Here is a 25465-nt window from a genome sequence, read left to right on the forward strand (position 1 = left end):
CGGAGGTGGCTGCGCCGTGACCGCCCTGACAGGCGCACCCCCGGCCACGCCCGGCCCCGGGCCGGTCCCCGACGCTCCCCGCCCCCCGCGCCACGGCGGGCTCGCAAGCCTCGTCCCCGCCGTGGCGACCGTGGCCCTGCTGCTCGGCTGGGCCGTGCTGCCCGCCCTGTTCACCGGACACGACCCCCTCCTCGGGGACACCTCCCGCGCCCTCCACCCGCCTGGGACCCAGAGCTGGTTCGGTACCGACCAGCTGGGCCGCGACCTGTACGCCCGCGTCGTGCACGGCTCCTCCCTCACCCTGCGGGCCACCTTCCTGGCCGTCGGTGTCGGGCTCGCCGGCGGCGGACTCCTCGGCCTGGTCTCCGGGTTCGTCGGCGGACGCCTCGACGGCGTCGTCATGCGCTGCGTGGACGTCGTCCAGGCCATCCCCGGACTCCTGCTGTCCATGGCCCTGATCGCCGTCCTGGGCTTCGGTACCGTCAACGTCGCCCTCGCGGTCGGACTCGGCTTCGTCGCCGTGTTCGCCCGCGTCACGCGGGCCGAGGTCCTGCGCGTCAGCACGTCCACCTACGTCGAGGCCGCCCACGCGGGAGGCGTGCGCCGGCCCTCCGTCCTGGTCCGCCACGTGCTGCCCAACTCCGCCGCGCCCGTGCTCGCGCTGGCCGCCGTCCAGTTCGGCCAGGCCGTCCTGGCCGTCTCCGCCCTGAGCTTCCTGGGTTTCGGCGCCGCACCGCCCGCGCCCGAATGGGGCTCCCTCGTCGCGGAGGGACGCGACTACCTCGTCACCGCCTGGTGGCTGACCACCCTGCCGGGGCTGGTCGTCGTCGCCACCGTGCTCGCCACCCACCGCATCTCCCAGGCACTGGACCCCGAAGCGAGGCGACGGACATGACCACACCACTGCTGAGCGTGCGCGGACTGCGCGTCGCGTACCGCACGCGCACCGGAACGCGCCCCGCGGTACGGGGCATCAGCCTGGACCTGCGGCCCGGCGAGGTCCTGGCCCTGGTCGGGGAGTCTGGTTCGGGCAAGTCCACCACCGCCCACACCGTCGTCGGCCTCCTGCCGCCGGCCGAGGTGTCGGGCTCCATCACCCTGTTCCGCCGCGACGGCGCCCCGGTGGACACCGTCACCGCGAGCGAGGCGGACCTGCGCGCCCTGCGCGGCGGCGAGGTCGGGCTCATACCCCAGGACCCGATGGCCTCCCTCAACCCCGTCCAGCGGGTCGGTGCGCAGGTCGCCGAGGCGCTGCGCATCCACGGCCACGCCGACCGTCGCACGGCCCCGGCCGCCGCCGTCGCCCTGCTCGCCGACGCGGGGCTGCCGGATCCGGGCGGCGCCGCCCGCGCCCACCCGCACGAGCTCTCCGGCGGCATGCGCCAACGCGCCCTGGTGGCGATGGCGCTGGCGGGGCGGCCCCGCCTGCTCATCGCCGACGAACCCACCAGCGCCCTGGACGTCACCGTCCAGCGGCGCCTGCTCGACCACCTCGAACGTCTGCGCGCCGAACAGGGGCTCGCCATGCTCCTCATCACCCACGACCTGGGCGTGGCCGCCGACCGCGCCCACCGGGTCGCCGTCATGTCGGAGGGGCGCGTGGTCGAGGAGGGACCCGCGGAGAAGGTGCTCACCTCGCCCGAGCACCCCTACACGCGCGCACTCATCGACGCCGCCCCCGGCCTGGGGCCCGCACACCCCGTCCTCGCGCGGCCGTCACGGAGCCCGGCGGAGGTCCGGGGCCGGGCACCGCGGGAGCCTGCCGTCCCCGCCACACCCCTGGTCCGGGTGAAGGGGCTGGCCAAGACCTTCCCCGGGGGCCGGAGGGCGGTGGACGGGGTGGACTTCCACATCGGACGGGGCGAGACCTACGCGCTGGTGGGGGAGTCCGGCTCGGGGAAGACCACCACGGCCCGCATGCTGCTGCGCCTGACCCGCCCGACCGGGGGGACGGTGGAGTTCGACGGCACCGACGTCACCGGCCTCCGAGGGGCGGCGCTGCGCCGCCTGCGCCGCCGGATGCAGATCGTCTACCAGGACCCCTACTCCTCACTGGACCCGAGGATGAGCGTGGCCGAGACGGTCGCGGAACCGTTGCGGGCCTTCGGTGAGGGCGACCGCCGTCAGCGCCGGGCCCGTGCCGCCGCGCTCCTGGACCGTGTCGCCCTCCCCGCCGACACCGCCGACCGCAGGCCCGGGGAACTGTCCGGGGGCCAGCGCCAGAGGGTCGCCATCGCCCGCGCCCTGGCCCTCAACCCCGACCTCGTGGTGTGCGACGAACCCGTCTCGGCCCTGGACGTGCGGGTCCAGGCGCAGATCCTGCGGCTGCTCGCCGAACTCCAGCGCGAACTGTCGGTGAGCTACCTGTTCATCTCGCACGACCTGGCGGTGGTCCGCCAGATCGCCCACCGGGTGGGTGTGATGCGCGGCGGCGTCCTGGTGGAGGAGGGGGACACCGGCGCCCTCTTCGAGGCCCCCGCCGACGAGTACACGCGCGAACTCCTGGCCGCGGTCCCGGGCAGCGGGGCGGCACTGCGCCCCGCACGCGACCGCGTCGCCCCCTGAGCCGGGGCGGCGGGCGCCGTCCCGTCGCCCCCGGTCAGGGGCTCACCGGAGCGGTCCGCGACCGCCTCCGCCCCCGGCCGCGGGGTGCGAGCCGACGGGGGGTGCTCTCGCCCGTGCGCTGATGGGACACCAGAGGGGCGCGGACGAACGGAGGGGCGGTGTGACCGCCGGCGGTCACACCGCCCCGGACGGCCGCTCGGGGCCGCACTCGGCGGGCGCCGCCTCAGCCGGCGGAGCGCCCGCCGGAGGGTGCCGGGCGCGCCTGGACGAGGCGGACGGACGGGGTCAGCGTCACCCGGCGTTCGCCGCACCCGCAGCGCTGGTAGCTGACGACGCCCTCGCTGGTGGGGTGGTCGGAGTCCGTGGACCAGAGGTGTTCGTGCCGTGTAACCATGGCCCCAGTCTGATGTAATGGCATTATGCATCTCAACCCTTACGGCCAGGATCCGCTGACGCTCGCGGTGGACCTGGTCAACCGCCCGATCGCCGGCGTGGAGGATCTGGAGCGGCGCTGCGCGGAGGCGGGCTTCCTCCTGGAGCGGGCGGTCGGCGAGGACGACGTCGAGGCCGTCCGGCAGTTCCTGGACCTGTGGGTGCCGGTGGTCGACAGCCCCGATCGGCCGACCCGCGCCGCTCGGCTGAACACGCTGCTCATCGAGTTCTCCGCCGCCCCGCGCCTGACCGACCACGCGGGCAGCGGATGGCACCTGCACTACCGCCCCGACGCGCTGCCCGCGCACCGCCAGGTGGCCGCGCTGATCTCGGTCGGCACCGCCCTGCACCTGACCGGGCGGGGCATGGACCGGCTCGGGCGGTGCGCGGCCCGGGGCTGCGCCCGCGTCTACGCCGACTTCTCCCGCAACGGACGGCAGCGGTACTGCTCACCGTCCTGCGGCAACCGGGACGCCGTCCGCCGCCACCGCGCCCGTGCCGGCGGGCGCGGAGGGGTGTTGTAGGGGTCCTGGGTCCGGTACGGCCACCGGCGACCGGGCACCACGGGCACGCCGTCCCCGGTCGCCGGTACCGTCCCGCGCGGCCCCGCACCGGAGGCGAGCGCCCGGTGCGGAGGGCCCTCAGCGGCTGGTGTCGCGCCGCGACACCGCGGCCAGGTCCGACTCGATGCGCGAGGTCGTCTCCAGCAGGGCGGGAAGCAGGTCGCGGCGCACGTCGTCGATCGAGGAGCGGTTGGCGTGCGCGGACACGTTCGCGGCCGCGATCACCCGCCCCTCGGCGTCGCGGACGGGGGCGGCCAGCGAGCGCAGCCCCTCCTCCAGCTCCTGGTCCACGATCGAGTACCCCTGCTCGCGTACCCGCCGCAGTTCGGCGCGCAGCTCGTCCGGGTCGGTGACGGTGAACCGGGTCAGGGGTTCGAGCTCCACCCGGCCCAGGTAGGCGTCCAGTTCGCGGTCGTCGCGCCCGGCCAGGAGCACCCGGCCCATCGAGGTGGCCGAGGCGGGGAACCGCGTGCCCACGGTGATGGCGACCGCCATGATCCGCGAGGTCGCCACGCGTGCCACGTACAGCACGTCGTCGCCCTCCAGCACCGACACCGAGGCGGACTCGTGCACCCGGGAGGAGAGGTCCTCCAGGTGCGGCTGGGCCACGTCCGGGAGTCCGGCCGAGGCGACGTAGGCGTAGCCGAGTTCGAGGACGCGGGGCGTGAGGGAGAACAGTCGTCCGTCGGTGCGCACGTACCCCAGGTCGACCAGGGTCAGCAGGAAGCGGCGGGCGGCGGCACGGGTCAGGTCCGTCTCACGCGCGACCTCGCTCAGGGTCATCGACGGCCGCTCGGCGGAGAAGGCGCGGATGACCGTCAGGCCGCGTTCCAGGGACTGCACGAAGTGGGCGCCGCGGGCCGATTCTTCTTCGTTGGGCATGTGGTCTTCCTGGTTCGGTTGTGGACCTCGGGATCTGAGCCCCCGGTGATGTTCTCATACCGAACAGGCGTGGCAGCCCGCGCGGATGTCTTGACCCTGTCTGGGATCAGCGCTAACGTCTTACCCAAGATGTTCGCTGTGAGAACACGCATTCGCTATACGAACGGGAGCTCTCCATGATCGTGCCCCTGGACGAGGCGGTACGCGAACTCGTCCACGACGGCGACACCGTCGCCCTGGAAGGGTTCACCCATCTCATCCCCGTGGCGGCGGGGCACGAGATCATCCGCCAGGGCCTGCGCGACCTGACCCTCGTCCGCATGACCCCCGACATCGTCTACGACCAGCTCATCGGCGCCGGGTGCGCGAGCAGGCTCGTCTTCTCCTGGGGCGGCAACCCCGGGGTGGGCTCGCTGCACCGCTTCCGCGACGCCGTCACCCACGGCTGGCCCGTCCCCCTGGAGATCGAGGAGCACAGCCACGCCGGCATGGCCAACCGCTACGTGGCGGGAGCCTCCGGCCTGCCCTTCGCCATCCTGCGCGGCTACACCGGCACCGATCTGGTCGAGAACAACCCCAACATCAAGACCGTCACCTGCCCCTTCAGCGGGCAGGAGCTCGCCGCCGTTCCCGCGATCAACCCCGACGTGACGGTCGTGCACGCCCAGCGCGCCGACCGCGACGGCAACGTGCAGCTGTGGGGCATCACCGGCATCCAGAAGGAGGCCGCGCTCGCCGCCGAGCGGGTCCTGGCCACCGTGGAGGAGGTCGTCGACGCCCTCGACCCCGTCCCGGGCCAGGTCATCCTCCCCGCGCGGGTCGTCGACCGGGTGGCCGTCGCCCCCGGCGGCGCCGCGCCGTCCTACGCCCACGGCTACTACGAGCGCGACAACGAGGCCTACCGCGCCTGGGACGCCGTCGGCCGCGACCGGGAGGCCTTCACCGCCTGGCTGGCGGACCTCACCGCGGCCCCGGCACCCTCCGTCCAGGCCGACCCGACCACCCCCGAGCCCGCCGGGAGGGGCCTGTGACCACCGTGACCTGGACGTCCGACGAGATCATGACCGTCACCGCGTCCCGTTCCCTGCGCGACGGCATGTCCTGCTTCGTCGGGATCGGGCTGCCCAGCACCGCAGCCAACGTGGCCCGCCGCACCCACGCCCCCGGCCTGTGGATGATCTACGAGTCCGGGACCCTGGGCACGGTCCCCGACCACCTGCCGCTGTCCATCGGCGACGGCATCCTCGCCGACACCGCCGACACGGTGGTCTCGGTCCCGGAGGTCTTCAACTACTGGCTCCAGGCCGGGCGGATCGACGTCGGGTTCCTCGGCGCCGCCCAGCTCGACCGGTACGCCAACATCAACACCACCGTGATCGGCGACTACGCCGCCCCGAAGGTCCGCCTTCCCGGGGCGGGGGGCGCGCCCGAGATCGCCGCCTCCTGCCGGGAGGTGGTCGTGATCATGCGGCACAGCCGGCGGGCCTTCGTGGAGAAGGTCGACTTCGTCACCTCGGTCGGCCACGGCTCCGGGCCGGGCGACCGCGAACGGCTGGGCCTGCGCGGCTCGGGGCCGGTGCGGGTGATCACCGACCTCGGCGTCCTGGAGCCCGACCCCCTCACGCGGGAGCTCGTCCTGACCGGGGTGCACCCCGGGGTCGGGGTGGACGCGGTGCGGGAGGCGACCGGGTGGGACCTGAGGGTGAGCGAAGACCTCGTGGTGACCCCCCGGCCCACCGACGCCGAGCTGTCCGTGGTGCGTTCCCTGACCGGGGCCGCCTGAGGGGCGGAGGACGTGCCGCCCTACAGTTACCTAACAGTGTTAGGTTCCAGTTCGCCCGCAGCCGGGCCCACCCCGGCCGCACCACCACCAGGAGGCCCACGGTGACCGACGTCCACGTCCTCGACGCCGTCCGCACACCCTTCGGAAAGTACGGCGGCGCGCTCTCCGGCGTCCGCCCCGACGACCTCGCGGCCCACGTCGTCGGCTCACTCCTGCGACGCGCACCCGGCCTCGACCCCGCCGCCGTCGACGAGGTCGTCCTCGGCAACGCCAACGGCGCCGGAGAGGAGAACCGCAACGTCGCCCGCATGGCCACCCTCCTGGCCGGGCTGCCCACCTCCGTCCCCGGCGTCACCGTCAACCGCCTCTGCGGCTCCGGCATGGAGGCCGCCGTCCAGGCCTCCCGCGCCATCCAGACCGGAGACGCCTCCCTGGTCGTGGCCGGGGGAGCGGAGTCCATGAGCCGCGCCCCCTGGGTGCTCCCCAAACCCGCCAAGGGCCACCCCGCCACCGACGCCACCCTGCACTCCACCACCCTGGGCTGGCGCATGGTCAACCCCCGCATGCCCGGACGGTGGACCGTCTCCCTCGGCGAGGCCACCGAGGGACTGGCCGCCCAGCACGGCGTCACACGGGCCGACCAGGACGCCTTCGCCCTCGACAGCCACGCCAGGGCCGCCAGGGCCTGGGCCGACGGAGTCTTCGACGACGAGATCGTCCAGGTCGAGGGCGCGCACCTGGACCGGGACGAGAGCATCCGCGAGAGCTCCCCCGACAAGCTCGCCGGACTCAAGCCCGCCTTCCGCCCCGAGGGCACCATCACCGCCGGAAACGCCTCCCCCCTCAACGACGGGGCCGCCGCCCTGCTCCTCGGCGACCGCGCCGCCGCCGACGCGGCCGGCCTGGAACCCCTCGCCCGCATCGCCGGACGCGGCGCCGCCGGGGTCGACCCCGACGTGTTCGGCATCGGCCCCGTCCGCGCCGCCGAGATCGCCCTCGAACGCGCGGGGATCGGCTGGGGCGACCTGACCGCCGTCGAACTCAACGAGGCCTTCGCCGCCCAGTCCCTGGCGTGCGTCCGCAGCTGGAAGGGCCTGGACCCCGACATCGTCAACCGCCACGGCGGGGCCATCGCCATCGGTCACCCCCTGGGCGCCTCCGGCGCGCGTATCCTCGGCTCACTCGCCCACGACCTGCACCGCCGCGGAGGGGGATGGGGCCTGGCCGCACTGTGCATCGGCGTCGGCCAGGGCCTCGCCGTCGTCCTGCACGCCGCATAGGACCCCACCGCACCGCCGCCCCGGTGCGGGGCCCACACCCCGCGAGGGCGGCGCGGACACCGGACGCCGACCACCGGGACCACCGCCCGCACACCGCGGACCGCAGGGAGCCGGTGCCGCACGAACGAAGGAACGACCGCCATGTCCACCACCCCCGACGCGGCCCGCACGCCGTCCGGGCTGTACGTCCCCGGCTACGTCCGGGACCACGACACCCACCCCCCGCTGGACCACCCGGGCTACTTGAGCACTGAGCTGCGCCACCCCCGGCGCCCGCTCACCCTGCTCCCGCACACGCTCACCGAGGTCACCGCGCCCGTCCTGGGCGAGGACCGCGTCGGCGCGCTCGACCACGACCTCACCCGCCAGCACGACGAGGAGCCCCAGGGCCAGCGCATCATCGTGCACGGGCAGGTGCGCGACAGCGACGGCGCGGCCGTGCCCCACACCCTCGTGGAGATCTGGCAGGCCAACGCCGGGGGCCGCTACCGCCACACCGCCGACAACTGGCCCGCCCCCCTCGACCCCCACTTCACCGGGGTCGGCCGCGCCATGACCGACGCCGAGGGCCGCTACCGGTTCGTCACCGTCCGGCCCGGCGCCTACCCCTGGAAGAACCACCGGAACGCCTGGCGGCCCGCCCACATCCACTTCTCCCTCTTCGGCAGGGCCTTCACCCAGCGCCTCGTCACCCAGATGTACTTCCCCGACGACCCGCTGTTCTTCCAGGACCCCATGTGGAACTCGGTACCCGACCCCCGGGCCCGCGAGCGCATGCTCGCCAGGTTCGACTACGACGCCACCGAACCCGAGTGGGCCCTGGCCTACCGCTGGGACATCGTGCTGCGCGGACGCGAACAGACCCCGTTCGAGTCCGACGAGGAGATCCTGGAGGACGACGAGTGAGCACCCACCCCACCACCCCGGCGCAGACGGTCGGCCCCTACCTCCACATCGGCCTGCCCTGGCCCGACGGCCCCCTCGCCGCCGCCGAGGGCGCCCCGGGCGCGGTCTGGATCCGCGGCACCGTCTACGACGGGGCCGGACAGCCCGTCACAGACGCCCTCGTGGAGACCTGGCAGGCCGACCCCGACGGCCGCTTCGACCACCCCGACGACCCGCGCGGGGCACGCGCCTACCCCGGATTCCGCGCCTTCGGCCGCTGCCCCACCGGAGCCGACGGCGGCTACGGCATCCACACCCTCAAACCCGGCACCGTCCCCGGCCCCCACGGCGACCAGGCGCCCCACATCGACGTCTCCCTGTTCGCGCGCGGCATGCTGCACCGGGTCGTCACCCGCCTGTACTTTCCGGAGGAGGAGGCCGCCAACGCCGCCGACCCGGTGCTGAACAGCATCGACGACCCCGGCGCCCGCGCCACCCTCGTCGCGGAGGCGGCGTCGGACGGATACCGTTTCGACATCCGCATCCAGGGCGACGGGGAGACCGTCTTCTTCGACATCTAGCAAGGAACCTCCATGACCGGCCTGTTCGACGGTGTCCTCGACCACGGCCCCGTGGCCGGGGCCACCGACGACATCGCCTGGCTCCAGGCACTCCTCGACGTGGAGGCGGCCCTCGCGCACGCCCTCGCCGACACCGGGGGGCTCGCACGGGACCGGGCGGAGAGCATCGCCGCCGCCTGCACCGCGGACCGCTACGACCCGGCCGGGCTCGGGCGGGCCGCCGCGGGTGGCGGAAACCCCGTGATCCCCCTGGTCAAGGAGCTCACAGGACACGTCCGCGCCGTCGACCCCGACGCCGCCCGCCACGTGCACCGGGGAGCCACCAGCCAGGACGTCCTGGACACCGCGGCCATGCTGGTCGCCCGGCGCGCGGGCGGCGTCCTCCTGGCCGACCTGCGGGAGCTCGCCGACGAGCTGCGCCACCTCGCCGGGACCCACCGCGCCACGCCCATGCCGGGCCGCACCCTGCTCCAGCAGGCCCTGCCCACGACCTTCGGGGCCGTCGCCGCCGGATGGGCCAACGGGCTGTCCGAGGCCGCCGACCAGCTCGACCACGTGCTCACCCGCCGCCTGGCCGTACAGCTCGGCGGCGCCGTCGGCACCCTCGCCTCCCTGGGCCGGGACGGCCCCGCCGTCACCGCGGCCCTGGCCGCACGCCTGGACCTGGCCGAGCCCGTCCTGCCCTGGCACACCGAGCGCGGCCGGATCGCCGAACTCGCCGCGGCCCTGGGCCGGATCTGCGGCGCGGCGGGCACCGCGGCCCAGGACGTCGTCCTGCTCGCCCAGACCGAGGTCGGCGAGCTGGTCGAGGACGGCGGCCCCGGCGTCGGCGGATCCTCCACCCTGCCGCACAAGCGCAACCCCGTCGCGGCCGTCAGCGCGCTGGCCTGCGCCCGCCAGGCGCCGGGGCTCGTCGCGAACCTGTTCGCCGCCCAGATCCAGGAACACCAGCGGGCCGCGGGCAGCTGGCACGCCGAGTGGCTGCCCCTCACCGACCTGCTCCGCCGCACCGGCGGCGCCGTCTCCTGGCTGCGTACCAGCGCCTCCCGGCTCAGGGTCGTCCCCGAGCGGATGCGGGCCAACCTCGACGCCACCCGGGGACTGGCCCTGTCCGAGCGCGTCACCACCGACCTCGCCCCCGAACTCGGCCGCATGGACGCCCACCGCCTGGTCGCCGACGCGTGCCGGGAAGCTGTCTCCCGCGACCGCGACCTGGCCGACGTCCTCACCGAGCGCCTCGGGGGAGTCCGCACCAGGGAGAGGATCCACGCGCTGCTGGACCCCACCGGCTACCTGGGCGCGGCGACGGAGTTCGCCGACCGGGTCGCCGGACCCCGAACGGGCGGGGAAGCCGGGGCGGCCACCACCCCGGAGGCCTCCCCGGCACCCCGGGCCCGGGCGACGGGTACGGAGCCCGGCGCGTCCGAGGGGACGGGAGCACACCCTGCGGCCGGGACGCCCGCGACCGGCACGGCGTCCAAGGCGCCGGCACCCGGCGCCCCCGGGGCCACGACCGGGACGGACACAGACCACACCGACAACGGAGAGCGAACCCATGAGCGTTGACCTGCACCACGTCGAGAGCGGCCCCGCCGACGCGCCGCCGCTGCTCCTCGGAGGGTCCCTCGGCACCACGGCGGACATGTGGGAACCACAGGTCGAGGCGCTGTCCACCGTCTTCAGGGTGATCCGCTTCGACCACCGCGGCCACGGGCTCTCACCCGTCCCCGAAGGCCCCTACTCGATGGCCGACCTCGGGGGCGACGTCGTCGCCCTGATGGACCGGCTGGGCATCCACCGCGCCCACTACGCGGGCCTGTCCATCGGCGGCATGGTCGGCCAGTGGCTGGCCGTCCACCATCCCGAGCGCATCGCCCACCTCGCGCTGCTGGCCACCTCCCCCTACATGGGCCCGGCCGGCAACTGGCGGGACAGGGCCGCCCTGGTGCGCGCACAGGGCACCGCCGCGGTGGCCGACTCCGTCATGGAACGCTGGTTCACCCCCGGCTTCACCGAGGACAACCCCCACGACGTCGCCCGGTTGCGCGACCAGATCGCCGCCACCGACCCGGAGGGGTACGCGGGCTGCTGCGGCGCCATCGAGACCTACGACCTGCGCGAGGACCTGCACCGCGTCACCGCCCCGACCCTGGTCGTCGCGGGCGCCGACGACCCCTCCACCCCGCCCGCGGACCACGCCGAACTCATCACCGGGCGCATCCCGCACTCCCGCCTGGTGGTGCTGGACGACGCCGCGCACCTGCTGTCCTGGCAACAGGCCGCCAAGGTGAACACGCTCCTCACCCAGCACTTCGCGTCCGCCGACCGCCACGCGTCGGGGATGCGGGTACGCCGGAGCGTCCTGGGCGACGCGCACGTGGACAGGGCCCAGGCCCGCACGACCGGGTTCACCGAGCCGTTCCAGGACCTGATCACCCGCTACGCGTGGGGGGAGGTCTGGACCCGTCCGGGCCTGGACCGGCGCACCCGCAGCTGCATGGTGCTCACAGCACTGGTCGCCCACGGCCACTGGGACGAGGTGGCCATGCACGTACGCGCCGCGCTGCGCAACGGACTGACCCCCGACGAGATCGGCGAGGTCTTCCTCCAGTCGGCGATCTACTGCGGCGTCCCCGCCGCGAACAAGGCGTTCGCCATCGCCCAGAAGGTCTTCGCCGAGGACGCCTGACCGCGAGCCCGCCGCGAGCCCGCCGCGAGCCCGCCGCGAGCCCGCCGCGAGCCCGCCGGGGCCCGTGCACCGCCCGGCGGCGCGGTCCGTCGGTGACCGCGCCGCCGACACGGGCGCCGCCTACCGCCGCCGGGGGCGCGAGCCGCCCGGCGGCACGGCCCGGGTCAGCGCTTGAACGCGACCCCCGCCAGCTCCCACAGCTTCACCCCGGGGTCGTCCGGCCGGAACCGGGGGTCGACGTCGGGGTGGCGCCAGGAAGCGCAGTCCACGGCGCGGGGCCCGTCCTCGTCGCGCCCGTCGCCCCACGGGCTGGCCAGTTCGAGCCCCTCGAAGACCACGGAGGCCTCCTCCGGGCTGCGCACCCGGCCCCACGGCGTACCGAAGGAGAGGATCTGGTCGGTCAGCCACACGCCCGAGGCCGGGTCGTCGGAGACGATGTGGGAGAAGATGACGCAGGACCCCGGCGCGAGCCGGTCCAGCAGCCTGCGCACCATGCCGAACGGGTCGTCATGGTCCGGCAGGCAGTGCAGCAGGGACACCAGCATCACGCACACGGGCAGGTCGGTGTCGATCAGCCGCTGCGTCTCGGGCGCACCGAGGATCCGGTCCGTGTCCCGGATGTCCGACAGCAGGAACGCCGTCTCCGCGCTGTCGTTGATCAGCGCCCGACCGTGCGCGAGCACGATGGGGTCGTGGTCGACGTAGACCACCCGGGCGTGCGGGTTGGCGCGCTGCGCCACGTGGTGGGTGTTGTTGGCGGTGGGAAGCCCCGCTCCCAGGTCCAGGAACTGCTCCACGCCCTGGGACGCCACGTACTCGACGGCCCGGGAGAGGTAGGCGCGGTTGTCGTTCGCGAAGGAGACGAGTTCGGGAATGCCCGACGCGAGCACTTCGCAGGCCTTCCGATCCGCCTCGAAGTTGTCCTTGCCACCCAGCAGGTAGTCGTACATGCGCGCGATGCTGGGGGTTTCCATGTCGATGTCCGGGGGGAAGCGCTCTTCCATCAGATGTCTGGGGCGGTACCCGGCCTGCGGGCCGGGTAGAGGGGGCCCCTGCCTCCTTCTTCGTCGTGTACGCGTACCCGTCGGCCCGCCCGTGCGGGCCGACACAGCGGTGGCGGGTCCCCGCGATGGGGGCGCCGTCGTGGAGCGCGGGGCTCCGGGTGCGGAGCCGCCGGAACTCCGAGAGGGGTGTGACGGGCCGGTCGCGGCAGCCGCGGCGCGGTGCCGCCGGGTGGCTTCCGGGGCGTCGCCGCACCGGCCGTCGTACGGGTCGGGGCCGCTTCGGGGTGTGGAGGCGGTGGCCCGGCCCCGCAGCGCGGAGAACACGCGGGAGTCCCGGGATGCGGAGGCGAGCAGGGAGCGGAGTCCGGAAAGCGGTCCGGGACGGGCCGCCGGCCCGGCGTGGATCAGGGCCGCCATCGGTCACCTCCCTCGTTCTGCCCGCGCGAGCGCGCCGATCGCTGGTCTGTGCGCGGATTCCCGTCCCCCGGCGCGGGGGACCGCCTTTCGGCGGGAAATCCGTGCAGCGATCTTCAGGCGAATCGTAACCGCGATTCGCCGCGCTTACCGGCGTTTTCCGAAGGAAAGCGGAAAGTGTGTATTCGCCGCCGAAGCCTCATGTTCCGGGGCGGTCGAACCCGGGCACCTCGTCGGCCACGAGCCCGGGAGCGGAGGCCCTGACGCGCTCACCCGCACCGCTCGGCGGGACCGGCGGGGACGGGACCGCGGGCGCGGACCAGAACACGGCGGCCGAGGAGTCGGCGGCGTCCGGCGACGGCAGGGGGAACGGGCGCCGGTACGTGCCCGCGGCAGGGGAGCCGTCCCGGCCCCGAACTCCGACCGACGCCTCCGCGCCGTTCCCGAGAAATGTCTCCCCCGTCGCCGGGAGTCCATTCGCGGCGGTGGGGGAAAGCGTTCTCACCCGGGCCACCAGAGCACGGCGGTCACAGCCGAGCCACCGGGTCAGCGCGAACGGGTCCCGGTCGGCCTCCGCGCCCAGGGCCGCCACGACAGCGTCCAGGTGGGCGCACCTGGACTCCCACCGCTCACACGAGCACGTGGCCACCAGCGGGTCCCAGCCCCGGGGCACCAGGTCCCACCCCAGCAGGGCGAACACGCGGTCGACCGCCACGGGCAGATCCTCCGCCAGGATCCGGGCCCGGAACACCGGCTGGGAGGCCAGCGCGGCGCACACGCGCTCCCACTCGGCCTCGGGCGGCACCGGACGGATCAGACTCACCTCGTGCGCGCCCCCGCGGCCACCCGCGTCCCGCACCCGCGCCGCCACCTCACCGGGACGCACCGCCAGCCGCTCCACCGCGGCGCCCGGTCCGGAGCCGGGCGCCCCGGCGGGCACCCCCAGGGACTCGGCGAGAAGCTCCGACCACGTGCTCATCCGGCCACCGCCTCCGGACCCAGCCGCACGACCTCCCGCAGGTCCTCCACCGACAGCGACGCCAGCCACTGCTCACCGGTGGCGACCGCGCTGTCCGCGAGCGCGCTCTTGCGTTCGATCATCTCGTCCACCCGCTCCTCGACCGTGCCCACGCACACCATCTTGCGCACCTGCACGTCCCGCCGCTGACCGATCCGGAACGCGCGGTCGGTGGCCTGGTTCTCGACCGCGGGGTTCCACCACCGGTCCACGTGCACCACGTGGTTGGCCGCCGTCAGGTTCAGCCCCGTCCCGGCCGCCTTGAGCGAGAGCAGGAACACCGCGGGCCCCTCCATGCTCTGGAAGCGCCGGGTCATCTCCTCCCGCGCGGCACGCGGAGTACCACCGTGCAGCCACAGCACCGGGACCCCCAGACGGGAGCGCAGGTAGGGCTCCAGCCGGTCACCGAACCGCGCGTACTGGGTAAAGCACAGCGCCTTGTCCCCCTCGGCCACGGCCTCGCCCAGGATCGCCTCCAACCGGTCGAGCTTGCCCGAGCGGCCCGCCAGGGCCGAACCGTCCCCGAGGAACTGGGCCGGGTGGTTGCAGATCTGCTTGAGCCGCGACATGGTCGCCAGGACCAGGCCCTTGCGCTCCTTCTCGGTGGCCTCCGCCATCCGCTCCGCCATCTCGTCGACCACGGCCTTGTACAGCGAGGCCTGCTCCGGGGTGAGGGTGCACCAGGTGCGCATCTCCATCTTCTCGGGCAGGTCGGCGATGATCGACCGGTCGGTCTTGAGGCGGCGCAGCACGAACGGACCCGTCATCCGGCGCACCAGGCCGGTGTCGGGGCCGTCCTCACCGGTGACCGCCTGCTCGAACGCGGCCGCCGTCCCCAGGAGGCCGGGGTTGGCGAAGTCCATGATCGACCACAGCTCGCCCAGGTTGTTCTCCACCGGTGTGCCGGTCAGCGCGATACGCGTGGCCGAGGGCAGGGAGCGCACCGCCACAGCCTGGCGGGTCCCGTGGTTCTTGAGGGCCTGGGCCTCGTCGCACACGATCCGGTGCCAGGGCATGCCCGCGAGCTCGTCGGAGTCCCGGGTGACCACGCCGTAGGTGGTCACCACCAGGTCGCAGCCGCCCACCAGGCGGGCCAGCGCGTTGCCGGTCGGCCGGTCCGGGCCGTGGTGGACGTGCACCCGCAGGGCGGGCGCGAACCTCTCCGCCTCCCGCCGCCAGTTGCCCACCAGCGACACCGGGCACACCAGGAGGGTGGGGCCGGGCGCCGGGTCGCGGAGGCGTTCGTCGGTGAGCAGGGCGAGCAGCTGCACGGTCTTGCCCAGGCCCATGTCGTCGGCGAGGACGGCGCCCAGTCCGAGTTCGCCGAGGAAGCGCAGCCAGGCCGAACCCCGGTCCTGGTAGGGGCGCAGCGTCCCCTCGAAGCCCGTCGGGGTGCCCATCGGCCGGGGCTGCGCCTTGGCACCGCCGTCCAGCAGCGCGCCCAACGGGCCGTCGGCGACCACGTCGCCCACCGGGAGGGGGGCGGTACCCGCCACGCCGATGGCGGTGCGCAGCGCCTCGTCGGTGCGCATGCGGTGGCCGCCGCGCCGGGTGACCAGGTCCAGGGCCGCGGTGACGCGGTCGGGGTCCATCTCCAACCACCGGCCCCGCACGCGCACCAGGGAGCGCTTGAGACGGGCCAGCTCGGCGAGTTCGGCCAGCTCGTCGTCGGACAGGGGGTCGGCGGCCTCCGCCCCCGCGTCGGCCCCCGTCCCGCGCAGGAGCGCCTCGAAGGACACGTTGACCAGGTCGGAGGGGCTCACACCGCCCTTGCCCCGGCGCCGCTGGGGCTTGGCCTCCTCCACGGTCACACGCAGGCCGAGTTCGCGCCGGCCGCTCCACTCGGGGAGGACCACCGCGAACCCGGCCGCCGTCAGGCGGGGCGCGGCGCCGGAGACGAACTCCTGGGCGTCCTCGGTGGTGAGCATCAGCCGGGCGGGGGCGAGGTCGCGCAGCGCGCGCCGCAGGCGGGGGTAGTGGCGGGCGGCGCGGGCGAGGTCGGAGAGGGCGGTGGCGCCCACGTCGGCGGGGAGCCAGGCGGCGCCCTCGCCCAGCCAGACCTGTTCGAGGGGGAGGCGCAGCCCGGGGTCGGAGACCGAGCGGACCCAGAACTCGACCGTCCAGGGGCCGCCGCGCTCGGGTTCGCGCAGGACGAGGAGGAGGGTGGCGCGTCCCGCGCCGCGCAGCCGGGAGCGCCAGTCCCGTAGGGGGCCGCGCAGGCGGTCGGCGGTGTCGGCGTCCACGCCGGGGTGGTCGCCGGTGAGGGCGGCCGCGAGGCGCCGCCCCGGTGTGGCCCGGTCCTCGTCGTGCTCGGGTGCACGGCGGCGGGGCCGGACGGCCAGGCGGCGGGCGACCGCGTCGGTGAGGAGTTCGAGGGGGGCGAGTACGCAGGAGCGTGCGGCGCGGTCGGCGGACTCGCCGGGCATGTGGGCCCTGGAGGAGGCGGGGAGGGCGGCGGTGAGCGCGGACAGGTGCTCCTCGGCCCAGTCCGTCGGGGCTGGGCGCCAGCGCGCGCGGGGCGGGCTCCCGACCAGGTCGGGGAGGACGCACCCGGAGGTGACGAGCTGCTCGGCGAAGTCCCGGACGGCTGCCAGGTGGACGAGGGACGGGCCGGTCAGCGCTGTGGGGACGGCTGCGAGGAAGGCGTCGGCCCCTGCCGGGGACAGGCGCAGCGCGGGGACGCGCCAGGGGTGGAAGGCGGCCGGTTCCTCGTCGGACGCCGTGGAGGGGAAGGGAGCGCCGGTGTCGCCGGGGAGGGTGAGTTCGAGGTCCAGGGTGCGGGCGTCCCCGGTACCGGGAAGGGTGCGCAGTTCGGCGGGTGACGCGGCGAACGGGTGCGGTCGCGGGGGAGGCGGCCCGTCGCCGCCGTCCTCGCGGGCCGGTGCGTCGGATTCCCCCCAGACCGCCAGAGCGTCCCCGATCCACACGCCGTGCACGACCCGCACAGCACCTCCCGCGTTCCCCGTTGCCTGTCGGCCCCAGTATCGCGGTGCCCACCGACAGCCCGTGACCGCGGTGTACGGCGGTGGCCCCGGGCCGCGTCCCGGTGGTGTCTCCGGCCTCGGCTCGGGCGGCGTCCCGCGTCTGCGCAGGTCACCTCCTGCGGGCCCTGAGAACGGGGCTGCGCGGAGTCGGGACGTGGAGCCTGCGTCGTGCCCTGCGCGGGCCCGAAGCGCCCTTCGCGGCGGCGCCGACGATCACGACGGGGGTGAAGCCGCCCGGGTGGGGAGGCCCCGTCCGCGGAGGTCAGCGCCGCGTCGTGTCGAGGAACGCCGTCCACTCCCGGTGGGAGACGTCGAGGTGGCCTTCGTCGGGGTTCCGGGAGTCGCGGATGACGGCGCCGGTGGGAAGGTCCGCCACCTCCACACAGTTCTCCGAGCGGGAGCTGTGGCTGGACTTGAAGAATGCGAGTTCGCTCATCCCCGTGGTGTACCCGTTCCCGCCGGGGGTGCGGTGTCCGATTCCGGCCAGGGTCACCCCTGCTCGTCCACCGTGCGCACGAGCTCGTCCCAGCTGGGGAGCCCGGCGCCGCCGGGTGCGACGCGGCCGTGCACGACGGTGACGGAGGGGATCGACGCGAGGGTCCGGAGGCTGCGCCGGAACGCCGGGTGCGACGCGAGCTGTGGTTTGCAGCTCGGGACCACGACGGTGGGCACCTCGTAGCCGACCATCTCGCACAGGAGCCCGATCGCGAAGTTGTCGGCGTGGCCGTTCGCGAACTTGTTGGTGCTGTTGAAGGTGAGCGGGCAGGCGAGCACCAGGTCGGGCGGCGGCAGGGATCTTCCGGTTCCGGGCATCCGGTACTCGACCCGGACCGGCTCCCCGGTCAGCCGCTCCAGTTCGTCCGGGTCGTGGAACCTCCGGCCCAGGGGAGTGGAGAGGCAGACGACGGACCAGCCGTCCGACTGGAGGCGTCGGACGAGGTCCGGCGCACCCTCGGGTGCGGCCGCGCCGGAGACGACGAGGTAGAGGGTTTTCGCCATGGCGGCAGTGTAGGGGGGAGGCCGCGTGGCGGGGGGCCGACGTCCCCGGGGCTCTCGCTCGCGCGCCCCGCCCGGAGCAGCGGCGGGGGCGGGGCGGCCAGGGGGAGGGCGGTCGTCGCGGTCGGGACTCGGCGGTCGTATGAATCTACGTCGTAAAGGTGGTGTTTCGTCAAACACCGACGGGCCCCGGCACACGACCAGGACCCGTCCACGACGAGGCGGTCACAGGTTCTTCGGCACCTCGTTGCCGACCGCGATGATCCCCTCGCGCATGCGCGTCCGCCACAGCAGGACTCCGCCGAGGACGAAGAACGCGATGAGGGACAGGATCGCCACCCGGTACCCGCCGGTCAGGGACACCGCGATCGTCACCGTCAGCGATCCCAGGAACGTGGACCCCCGGTCCGAGATCTGGAAGAGGCTGAAGTACTCCGCCTCCTTGCCCTTCGGGATGAGCTGGGAGTACATCGACCTCGCCAGCGACTGCGTCCCGCCCAGCACGAGGCCGATGCCCACCCCCATGGCGATGAACAGAGGCACGTTCCCCGCCGGCAGGAAGTACGCCGTCGCCACCAGCGCGCCCCACACGACGAGGGACGCCAGGACCGTGTTCTTCGTCCCGAGGAAGCGGGCGACCCACCCCGTCAGGAACGCGCCCCCGAAGGCCACGAACTGGATCACGAGGATCGTCACGATGAGGATGTCCTGCTGCAACCCGAGGTCCTGGGTCGCGAACGGCGCCGCGTAGCGGATCGCCGCCTGCACGCCGTCGTTGAAGAAGATAAAGGCCAGCAGGAACAGGACCGTGTTCGGATACTTGCGCATGTCCTTGAGCGTGTGCCCGAACTCGCGGATCGACCGCCCGACCCTGGGCCGCCCCCGTCCGCGCGCGGCCAGCGCCCCGAACCTGTTGCGCAGCGGCCTGATCGCCAGGACGGTGAAGCCCGCCCACCAGATGCCGCAGGACGCGAACGCGATCCGCGCCGCGTCGTCCGCCCCGATCCCCAGCGAGTCGGCGCTGACCACCAGGCCCAGGTGCACGGCCAGCAGGATCGCGCCGCCCAGGTAGCCGATGCCCCACCCCGCCACCGACACGCGGTCGCGCTCGTCGGGGGTGGAGATCTCCGGCAGGAACGCGTTGTACACCACGATCGAGAGGCCGTACAGCAGGTTCGCCAGGATGAACAGCAGCGATGCGAGCAGGTACCCGTCGGTGGCGAAGTACAGCCCGACCGTGCACAGCGACCCGGTGAGGGCCAGCCAGAACAGCCACCGCTTCTTGTGGCGGGACTCGTCGACCATCGCGCCGACGACCGGCAGGCAGATGATCTGGAGAAGGATCGCGACCGTGGTCAGCGCGGGGTAGAGCGCGTTCGGATGGAGGGTGAGGAAGTCCAGCCCGAGCGGCGCGACGGTCAGCGACGGGTCCAGACAGGACGCGGCGTCGGGCGCCCCGGCCGACACGCAGGCCAGGTTGCTCAGGTAGGGGCCGATCAGGACCGTCACCACCGAGGTGATGAACACCGAGTTGGCCCAGTCGTACAGGTACCAGCCGCGCTGCTCGCGTCGGCGCTGCGCCGGGTCGCTGGAGGGGGCGTTGTCGGCCGCCGCCACCGTGGGGTCGCCCATGGGGGTTATCCGTTCTGGAGGGTTCTGCCGGCGGCTGTGGCGCGGTCCGCCCACTGGCCGCGGTCGGCGAGGAGTCGCTTGAGCGCGGTGGTGTTGTCGGTGACGATGCCGTCGACGCCCGCGTTGAGCAGGCGCTCCATCACCTGGGGGTCGTTGACGGTCCACACGTGGACCTGGATGCCCAGACGGTGGGCGGTGCGGATCAGGTCCCTGCTCAGCACGGGGAAGGAGCCCTGCCACAGGGGGATCTGGGCGCACACGGGGGCGCGGCTCGCCAGGGGGCGCAGCAGCGGCGACAGGGAGGCGACGCGCAGTCGGACCACGTCCGCGGGGCCGCAGGAGGTGGCGACGGGGCGGTCGAAGAGCCGCCGTGCCAGGTCCAGGCGCTGCTGGTCGAAGGAGCCCACGCACACGCGGTCCCAGGCGCCGGTGCGGCGCAGGACCCTGATGAGGGGGAGGACGGCGGCGTCGGCCTTCAGGTCGATGTTGAACCGGGCTGAGGGCCAGGAGCCGAGCAGGTCCTCCAGGAGCGGTACCGGTTCGCGTCCGCCCACGCGGGCGCGTGAGACCTCGCTGAAGGGCAGGTCGCCGATGGCGCCCCCGCGGTCGGTGGTGCGGTCCAGCGTCCGGTCGTGGAAGGCCATGAGGACGCCGTCGCTGGTGGCGTGGACGTCCGTCTCCAGGTAGGTGTAGCCGAGGTCGACGGCGTGCTGGAAGGCCACCGCCGTGTTCTCCAGTTCGGTGCTGCGCACGCCCTGGTCGTCGGTGAGCCATCCGCCTCGGTGGGCGAGCGCCACGGGCACGGGGGAGGAAAGGTACGCGTGAGTCACGCCTTGCAGTATGCCTGCTCCGGTGTGCGGCGCGCCCGCCGCGGTGCCGTCGCGGAGACGTCGCGAAACCTGGAATGCCCGGTGGGTCGGGCGGTGTGCGGAGTGCTCTGTGGAGGGGTGAAGCCGGACGTCATCCTCGCCGAAGGGACCCGTTCATGTCGCACACCCCTCCCCGTCACCGCTGTCCGCTCTCCGGGTGCCACCGGGACCTGTCGGGTCTCCCGGGGGCACCGCGTCGGAGGTCGGCGCCCGCCTCCGGTTGCGAGGCCCCGGGCCCCGTTCCGGGGCTCGCGGGGGCCGGCCGTCCGGCGGCGAGCCGCTCCGGCCCCGCCCCCCATGCCGTGTCCGCGGCGCGCTCGACCGCAGGTCAGGGGGGTGATCCCGTGGTGCGGAACGGGGCCGTCCGTGCCCTGTCGGCGGCCCACCGGGCCGGCGGCGCACGTCGGCACGCGGGTTCCCGCCAGGCTCCGGCCGGGCGCCAACCCCTGACCGGGGGAGGGCGTCCGGTGCGGACTCCGGCCCGTGACCCGCTCCACGGCGGTCCGGTGGGGCGGTGCGGTGCGCCGCTGCTCGCCGGCCACCGCACGCCCGGCGGCGTTCACCTGTTGGCGCAGCGCCTGGCGGAGGTCCTGGTGGGCCGCCGTGCGCCGGAGGTGCTGCGGGACCAGTTGGCCGTGCCGGTCCGTGAGGAGCTGCGCCGTCTGCGGGGGGCGATCCCCTGCGGGCTGACGCCACGCCTGTCGAGGGTGTTCCACCAGGCGGTGGACGACGGGACGGGCGCGGTCGAGGTGGAGGCCAGTGCGGTGATCGGTTGTGACCGGCGGTCCCGGGTGTTCGCGTTCCGGGCGCGGAGGGAGGAGGGGCGGTGGGTGTGCACCCGGTTGGAGACCGACGGTGCCGTCCGGAGCCGGAGCGGGGTGCCGGTGGTGCGGTCCCCGTGAGCGGTGTCCGCGTTCCGGGCGCGGAGGCCGTCGGGCGGCGCTTCTCCGGGGGCGCGGCCGTCGATGGCCGACTGCGCCCGCCGGGGTCCGGAATCCCCGTGAGCGGAGGCCGGGCCCCGGGTGCGGTTGCCGGACGCTCCCGCTGGAAGCGTCACCGCCGGTTTGTCAGTTTGAGTTGACACAGTGGAGGGTGTCAGTTCAAACTGACGTTATGGAGAACAACCGTACGGCCCCCGCGCCGACCCCGGACGACCCGGAGGCCGGACTGCGCGCCGTGCTCGCGCTGCGCCGCCTCGCGGAACGGGCGGAGGCCGACCAGGTGGCCGTCGCCCGGCGGGCGGGCTGGTCCTGGCAGCAGATCGGGGACGCCCTGGGCATCACCCGCCAGTCCGTCCACGCCAAGTACGGGAAGTGAGAACCGCCGATGAGTACGACACCGCGACCACCGGGACGGCGGGCCGGGATGGGCCGGGTCTACCTGGACGCCAACACCGAGGCGCTGCGCCGGGGCGACCGCAAGGTGGGAACCGAGCACGTGGTCCTGGCCCTGCTGCTCGACTCCCGCTCGGCGACCGCCGAGGCGCTGGGAGTGCGGCTGGGGGACGCCCGCGAGGCACTGGAGGGACTCGACCGGGACGCCCTGGCCGCCATCGGCGTGCACGCGGTGCCCGCCGGGCCCGTCCTCCCCGGCCGGGAGCGTGACCGCCTTCCGCTGACACCCGCGGCCAAGGCGGTCTTCACGGGGCTGGGCAAGGAGGCGGGGCGGGAGCGGATCGGGGCCGGGCACCTGCTGCGCTCCCTGCTCTCCCGGACACGCCCCGATCCGGCGGCCGTGCTCCTCGACGCACTCGGTGTGGACCGCGCCGCCGTCCGGTCCCGCCTCGGGAGGGGGTGAGGGCCGTGGCCGTCGCGGGCACGGCCTACGAGACCGGTGCGGTGACCTCCGGCGACGGCACCGTGATCGGCTACCGGCGGTGGGGGCGGGGGCCCGGGGTCGTTCTCGTGCACGGGTCGATGATGAGCGCCCACAACCTCATGCGGCTGGGGACGGTGCTCGGTCGCGAGTTCACCGTCCACCTCCCCGACCGCCGGGGGCGGGGGTCGAGCGGCCCGTACGGGCCGGGATTCACCCCCCGCCGCGCCGCAGAGGACGTGGGGGCCCTGATGGAGAGCACCGGGGCGCGCAACGTCTTCGGGCTCAGCGCGGGTGCCGTTCCGGTCCTCCAGTGGGCTGCGGGCGGTGCGACGGGGTACCGGGTGGCTCTGTACGAGCCGCCGCTCGCGGCGGGCGGGCCCGCACCCGTGGCCTGGCTTCCCCGCTTCGAGCGCGAGATGGCCCGGGGGAGCCGGGCCGCGGCGATGGTGACCGTGGCCAGGGGCACCGAGGACTCGCGGCTCGTGAGCGCGGTGCCCCGTGCACTGCTGGTGCCGCTCATGGGCCTCGCGCTGCGGGCGCAGGCGCGGGGGACGGCCGAGGGTGAGGTGCCGCTGCTCGACCTGTTGCCGACGATGGTCGACGACGCCCGCCTCGTGCGCGACGCGGCCGGGCTGGTGGGGGAGTGCGGGGCGGTGCGGTCCGAGGTGCTCCTCCTCGGGGGGAGCCGGAGCGCGCGGTACCTCGGGGACGCCTTGGACGCGCTGGAGGGGGTCCTGCCGAGGGTCCGCCGGGTGGAGCTGCGCGGGGTGGGGCACCTGGCGGCGGACAACGGGGGTCGCCCGGAGCTGGTGGCCCGTGCCCTGGCGACGTTCTTCCGGGGCGGGGACTGACCGTGCCACCGGCTCTGCGGCAAGCACAAGGAAAGTGCCTGGATTTCCGGCTATGGGCGTGGATAGGGTCCCCCTGGGGTCGTCTCCGGATCGGAGCGGATCCCGTGTTCGAACGGCGGAGCCCGATGGGGCGGCGCCGTACCTGGCTCGCGGTGGCCCCGGACGACGGCGGTCCCGCAAAGGGATAAGGAGGGGGCGGTCGCGGCGCCCCCGCGCCGGGACGGCCATCCGTGTATGAAACCTGCTGACATCGTCCATCTGCACAGCCTCAGCGCTCCGACCCTCTCGCCGGACGGTCGGCGGGCGGTCTTCGCCGTGACCCGACCGGACCTGGAGGAGGATGCCTACCTCGGTTCCCTGTGGTCGGTCCCCACCGACGGGTCGGCGCCGCCGGCCCTGCTCACCCGGGGCGCCAGGGACAGCGGCCCGGTGTTCTCCCCGGACGGGCGCTGGATCGCCTTCCTCCGCCCGGACGAGGACAAACGCGCCCAGATCCACGTGCTGCCCGCCGACGGCGGCGAGCCCTGGAAGATCACGTCGCACCCGCTGGGCGCCGGGGCCCCGCGCTGGAGCCCCGACTCGACCCGCGTGGCCTACACCGCCCGGGTCCCCGAGCCGAACCGGTACGTGGACGTCGAACCGGGCAAGGAGCCGCCCCGGCGCATCACCCAGGTCAAGTACCGCCTGGACGGCCTGGGGTTCACCAACGACCGGCGCTCGCACGTGTTCGTGTCCGCGCCGATCGACGCCTCGGGTGAGGCGGGCGAGCCGGTCCGGGTGACCGCGGGCGACTTCGAGCACGCCGACGTGGTCTGGCGGCCGGACGGGTCCGAGCTGCTGTTCGCCGCCTCGCGGCACGAGACGCGGGACACCGACCTGGTCCAGGACCTGTGGGCGTGTGCGCCTGAGGAGGGCGCGCAGGTGCGCCGGGTGACCGCGGGCAACCTGGACGCCCTGGGCGGCCGGTTCTCCGAGGACGGCGCGACGGTGTTCTTCACCGGTGACGAGATCGGTCCGGGCCTGGACGACTTCGTGGGCCGCACCACCGGGGTGTGGTCGGTTCCGTCCGACGGCTCGGCGGAGCCGACGCGGCTGACGCCGGGGCAGGACCCGCGCATGTCGGGCTCCCTGCTGGTGGCGGCGGACGGGCTGTTGGGCCTGGCCGAGAACCGCGGCGCGGTGGACCTGGTGCTGGTGCCCTTCGGGGGCGGTGAGCCGGGGGTCGTGCTGGGCGACAAGGTGCAGGTCCAGTCGTTCGACAGGGCGGCCGGTGTGACGGTCGCGGTGGTCGCCGACGGGCGGAGCGGCGGTGAGCTGGTGCTGGTGTCCGGTGACGGTGTCACGCGGCTCACCGGGTTCGCCCGGGGCCTGGACCCGCTGCCGATGGCGGAGCTGACGGCGCACGCGCCCGACGGGTATCCGGTGCACGGGTGGGTGACCGTCCCGGAGGGCGAGGGCCCGCACCCGGTGGTGCTGATGATCCACGGCGGCCCGTTCGCGCCGTACGGGCACCAGCTGTTCGACGAGACCCAGGTGTACGCGGCCGCGGGGTACGCGGTGGTGATGTGCAACCCGCGCGGGTCCTCGGGCTACGGGCACGAGCACGGGCGGGCGATCATCGGGGCGGTGGGCGAGGTGAGCGCGGCCGACGTGCTCGCCTTCCTGGACGCTGCCCTGGAGGACGAGCGGCTCGACTCCTCGCGGGTCGGCGTCATGGGCGGCTCGCACGGCGGGTTCATGACGACCTGGATCGCGGCGCACCACGGCGGGCGCTTCCGGGCGGCGATCAGCGAGCGGGCGGTGAACGCGATCGACAGCTTCCACGGCTCCTCCGACATCGGTTCCCTCTTCCCCGGCCCCCTCTACGGTCCCCCGGAGGCGTGGGCGAAGGCGAGCCCGCTCACCTACGCGGACCGGATCGACGTGCCGTTCCTCATCATCCACTCCGAGGAGGACTGGCGGTGTCCGGTGGAGCAGGCCCAGCGCCTGTTCGTGGCGCTCAAGCTGCGCGGGCACGAGACGGAGATGCTGCTGTTCCCCGGTGAGGGCCACGAGCTGTCGAGGTCGGGTCTGCCCAGCCACCGGGTCGCGCGTTTCGAGGCGGTCCTGGACTGGTGGCAGCGCCACCTGTGATGTTCGTCGGGGCGGGGGAGTACCCCGCCCCTTCCCCTGGTTCTCGTGATACACCTCTCATTTCCTGTCGTTCTTGACCTGTTTTT

The 25465-nt window shown here is 74.4% G+C and carries 24 protein-coding genes; 15 read left to right on the forward strand and 9 right to left on the reverse strand.

From position 1 onward, the window contains the following. Positions 1-16 precede the first annotated feature (16 nt). Positions 17-895, forward strand: coding sequence for an ABC transporter permease (locus Q8791_RS22585; RefSeq protein WP_330093774.1), 879 nt, complete (start codon positions 17-19; stop codon positions 893-895). Then, complete coding sequence (locus Q8791_RS22590) at positions 892-2565, forward strand: ABC transporter ATP-binding protein (RefSeq protein ID WP_330093775.1); 1674 nt, start codon at positions 892-894, stop codon at positions 2563-2565. Before Q8791_RS22585 ends, Q8791_RS22590 begins: the two co-directional genes overlap by 4 nt. A 223-nt stretch (positions 2566-2788) precedes the next feature. Here the strand turns inward: Q8791_RS22590 and Q8791_RS22595 are convergent, their stop codons facing one another. Then, the gene (locus tag Q8791_RS22595; RefSeq protein WP_330093776.1) at positions 2789-2959 is read right to left on the reverse strand and encodes a hypothetical protein; all 171 of its coding nucleotides are present in this window, start codon (positions 2957-2959) and stop codon (positions 2789-2791) included. Between the two features lie 25 nt (positions 2960-2984). Between Q8791_RS22595 and Q8791_RS22600 the strand changes: the two genes are divergently transcribed. After that, entirely contained in the window at positions 2985-3521 is a 537-nt protein-coding gene (locus Q8791_RS22600; protein ID WP_330093777.1) for a CGNR zinc finger domain-containing protein, read from the forward strand. Positions 3522-3638: 117 nt separating this feature from the next. On the opposite strand, the gene Q8791_RS22605 is transcribed toward Q8791_RS22600, so the two are convergent. After that, positions 3639-4442 (reverse strand): IclR family transcriptional regulator, encoded by an 804-nt coding sequence (locus Q8791_RS22605; RefSeq protein WP_330093778.1) that lies wholly within the window; start codon positions 4440-4442, stop codon positions 3639-3641. A 176-nt stretch (positions 4443-4618) separates the two neighbouring features. Between Q8791_RS22605 and Q8791_RS22610 the strand changes: the two genes are divergently transcribed. The 7 genes from Q8791_RS22610 to pcaDC all read left to right on the forward strand — a co-directional run bounded on the left by Q8791_RS22610 (position 4619) and on the right by pcaDC (position 11660). After that, positions 4619-5473 carry a CoA transferase subunit A gene (locus Q8791_RS22610; protein WP_330093779.1) on the forward strand — a complete coding sequence of 285 codons (855 nt, stop codon included), beginning with the start codon at positions 4619-4621 and terminating at the stop codon, positions 5471-5473. Next, the gene (locus tag Q8791_RS22615; protein WP_330093780.1) at positions 5470-6225 is read left to right on the forward strand and encodes a CoA-transferase subunit beta; all 756 of its coding nucleotides are present in this window, start codon (positions 5470-5472) and stop codon (positions 6223-6225) included. Before Q8791_RS22610 ends, Q8791_RS22615 begins: the two co-directional genes overlap by 4 nt. A gap of 101 nt (positions 6226-6326) precedes the next feature. Next, entirely contained in the window at positions 6327-7505 is a 1179-nt protein-coding gene (locus tag Q8791_RS22620; protein WP_330093781.1) for a thiolase family protein, read from the forward strand. Positions 7506-7646: 141 nt separating this feature from the next. Next, complete coding sequence (pcaH, locus tag Q8791_RS22625; RefSeq protein ID WP_330093782.1) at positions 7647-8411, forward strand: protocatechuate 3,4-dioxygenase subunit beta; 765 nt, start codon at positions 7647-7649, stop codon at positions 8409-8411. Further along, positions 8408-8971 (forward strand): protocatechuate 3,4-dioxygenase subunit alpha, encoded by a 564-nt coding sequence (pcaG, locus tag Q8791_RS22630; RefSeq protein ID WP_330093783.1) that lies wholly within the window; start codon positions 8408-8410, stop codon positions 8969-8971. The genes pcaH and pcaG overlap by 4 nt, the downstream gene beginning before the upstream one ends. 12 nt (positions 8972-8983) lie before the next feature. Next, positions 8984-10537: a 3-carboxy-cis,cis-muconate cycloisomerase gene (gene pcaB / locus Q8791_RS22635; protein WP_330093784.1), complete on the forward strand. Its 1554-nt coding sequence runs from the start codon at positions 8984-8986 to the stop codon at positions 10535-10537. Further along, positions 10527-11660, forward strand: a complete 1134-nt coding sequence (gene pcaDC / locus Q8791_RS22640) for a bifunctional 3-oxoadipate enol-lactonase/4-carboxymuconolactone decarboxylase PcaDC (RefSeq protein WP_330093785.1) — start codon at positions 10527-10529, stop codon at positions 11658-11660. Before pcaB ends, pcaDC begins: the two co-directional genes overlap by 11 nt. Positions 11661-11824: 164 nt before the next feature. On the opposite strand, the gene Q8791_RS22645 is transcribed toward pcaDC, so the two are convergent. From Q8791_RS22645 to Q8791_RS22675, 7 genes are all read right to left on the reverse strand, one after another. Continuing rightward, positions 11825-12664 (reverse strand): SAM-dependent methyltransferase, encoded by an 840-nt coding sequence (locus Q8791_RS22645; protein WP_330093786.1) that lies wholly within the window; start codon positions 12662-12664, stop codon positions 11825-11827. A gap of 613 nt (positions 12665-13277) precedes the next feature. After that, the gene (locus Q8791_RS22650; RefSeq protein ID WP_330093787.1) at positions 13278-14057 is read right to left on the reverse strand and encodes an SWIM zinc finger family protein; all 780 of its coding nucleotides are present in this window, start codon (positions 14055-14057) and stop codon (positions 13278-13280) included. Next, a complete protein-coding gene (locus Q8791_RS22655) occupies positions 14054-17041 on the reverse strand; it encodes a DEAD/DEAH box helicase (protein ID WP_330093788.1) in 2988 nt (995 codons plus the stop codon). Before Q8791_RS22655 ends, Q8791_RS22650 begins: the two co-directional genes overlap by 4 nt. A 301-nt stretch (positions 17042-17342) precedes the next feature. Then, complete coding sequence (locus Q8791_RS22660; RefSeq protein ID WP_330093789.1) at positions 17343-17516, reverse strand: DUF397 domain-containing protein; 174 nt, start codon at positions 17514-17516, stop codon at positions 17343-17345. Between the two features lie 53 nt (positions 17517-17569). Next, entirely contained in the window at positions 17570-18079 is a 510-nt protein-coding gene (locus tag Q8791_RS22665) for a flavoprotein (RefSeq protein ID WP_330093790.1), read from the reverse strand. A 222-nt stretch (positions 18080-18301) separates the two neighbouring features. Then, positions 18302-19708, reverse strand: a complete 1407-nt coding sequence (locus Q8791_RS22670) for an MFS transporter (protein ID WP_330093791.1) — start codon at positions 19706-19708, stop codon at positions 18302-18304. Positions 19709-19713: 5 nt separating this feature from the next. Then, positions 19714-20538 (reverse strand): glycerophosphodiester phosphodiesterase, encoded by an 825-nt coding sequence (locus tag Q8791_RS22675; protein ID WP_330093792.1) that lies wholly within the window; start codon positions 20536-20538, stop codon positions 19714-19716. Between the two features lie 506 nt (positions 20539-21044). Between Q8791_RS22675 and Q8791_RS22680 the strand changes: the two genes are divergently transcribed. From Q8791_RS22680 to Q8791_RS22700, 5 genes are all read left to right on the forward strand, one after another. Next, entirely contained in the window at positions 21045-21479 is a 435-nt protein-coding gene (locus tag Q8791_RS22680) for an Rv3235 family protein (protein ID WP_330093793.1), read from the forward strand. Between the two features lie 211 nt (positions 21480-21690). Beyond that, positions 21691-21894 (forward strand): hypothetical protein, encoded by a 204-nt coding sequence (locus Q8791_RS22685; RefSeq protein WP_330093794.1) that lies wholly within the window; start codon positions 21691-21693, stop codon positions 21892-21894. 9 nt (positions 21895-21903) lie between these two features. Then, positions 21904-22374, forward strand: coding sequence for a Clp protease N-terminal domain-containing protein (locus Q8791_RS22690; RefSeq protein WP_330093795.1), 471 nt, complete (start codon positions 21904-21906; stop codon positions 22372-22374). Positions 22375-22379: 5 nt separating this feature from the next. After that, on the forward strand, positions 22380-23246 hold the full coding sequence (locus tag Q8791_RS22695; protein WP_330093796.1) for an alpha/beta fold hydrolase: 867 nt from the start codon (positions 22380-22382) through the stop codon (positions 23244-23246). A 234-nt stretch (positions 23247-23480) separates the two neighbouring features. Then, a complete protein-coding gene (locus tag Q8791_RS22700) occupies positions 23481-25379 on the forward strand; it encodes a S9 family peptidase (RefSeq protein ID WP_330093797.1) in 1899 nt (632 codons plus the stop codon). The last annotated feature ends 86 nt before the right edge of the window (positions 25380-25465 follow it).

The organism is Nocardiopsis codii (assembly GCF_036327455.1).
GTDB lineage: Bacteria > Actinomycetota > Actinomycetes > Streptosporangiales > Streptosporangiaceae > Nocardiopsis > Nocardiopsis codii.

Excerpts from the sequence above, each read along its gene's own strand:
- Q8791_RS22600 (WP_330093777.1), top strand. The coding sequence starts at position 2,985 with ATGCATCTCAACCCTTACGGCCAGGATCCGCTGACGCTCGCGGTGGAC.
- Q8791_RS22700 (WP_330093797.1), top strand. The coding sequence starts at position 23,481 with ATGAAACCTGCTGACATCGTCCATCTGCACAGCCTCAGCGCTCCGACC.
- Q8791_RS22590 (WP_330093775.1), top strand. The coding sequence starts at position 892 with ATGACCACACCACTGCTGAGCGTGCGCGGACTGCGCGTCGCGTACCGC.
- pcaB (WP_330093784.1), top strand. The coding sequence starts at position 8,984 with ATGACCGGCCTGTTCGACGGTGTCCTCGACCACGGCCCCGTGGCCGGG.
- Q8791_RS22690 (WP_330093795.1), top strand. The coding sequence starts at position 21,904 with ATGAGTACGACACCGCGACCACCGGGACGGCGGGCCGGGATGGGCCGG.
- Q8791_RS22650 (WP_330093787.1), bottom strand. The coding sequence starts at position 14,057 with ATGAGCACGTGGTCGGAGCTTCTCGCCGAGTCCCTGGGGGTGCCCGCC.
- Q8791_RS22660 (WP_330093789.1), bottom strand. The coding sequence starts at position 17,516 with ATGAGCGAACTCGCATTCTTCAAGTCCAGCCACAGCTCCCGCTCGGAG.
- Q8791_RS22610 (WP_330093779.1), top strand. The coding sequence starts at position 4,619 with ATGATCGTGCCCCTGGACGAGGCGGTACGCGAACTCGTCCACGACGGC.
- Q8791_RS22645 (WP_330093786.1), bottom strand. The coding sequence starts at position 12,664 with ATGGAAGAGCGCTTCCCCCCGGACATCGACATGGAAACCCCCAGCATC.
- Q8791_RS22685 (WP_330093794.1), top strand. The coding sequence starts at position 21,691 with ATGGAGAACAACCGTACGGCCCCCGCGCCGACCCCGGACGACCCGGAG.
- pcaDC (WP_330093785.1), top strand. The coding sequence starts at position 10,527 with ATGAGCGTTGACCTGCACCACGTCGAGAGCGGCCCCGCCGACGCGCCG.
- Q8791_RS22670 (WP_330093791.1), bottom strand. The coding sequence starts at position 19,708 with ATGGGCGACCCCACGGTGGCGGCGGCCGACAACGCCCCCTCCAGCGAC.
- Q8791_RS22595 (WP_330093776.1), bottom strand. The coding sequence starts at position 2,959 with ATGGTTACACGGCACGAACACCTCTGGTCCACGGACTCCGACCACCCC.
- Q8791_RS22605 (WP_330093778.1), bottom strand. The coding sequence starts at position 4,442 with ATGCCCAACGAAGAAGAATCGGCCCGCGGCGCCCACTTCGTGCAGTCC.
- Q8791_RS22665 (WP_330093790.1), bottom strand. The coding sequence starts at position 18,079 with ATGGCGAAAACCCTCTACCTCGTCGTCTCCGGCGCGGCCGCACCCGAG.
- pcaH (WP_330093782.1), top strand. The coding sequence starts at position 7,647 with ATGTCCACCACCCCCGACGCGGCCCGCACGCCGTCCGGGCTGTACGTC.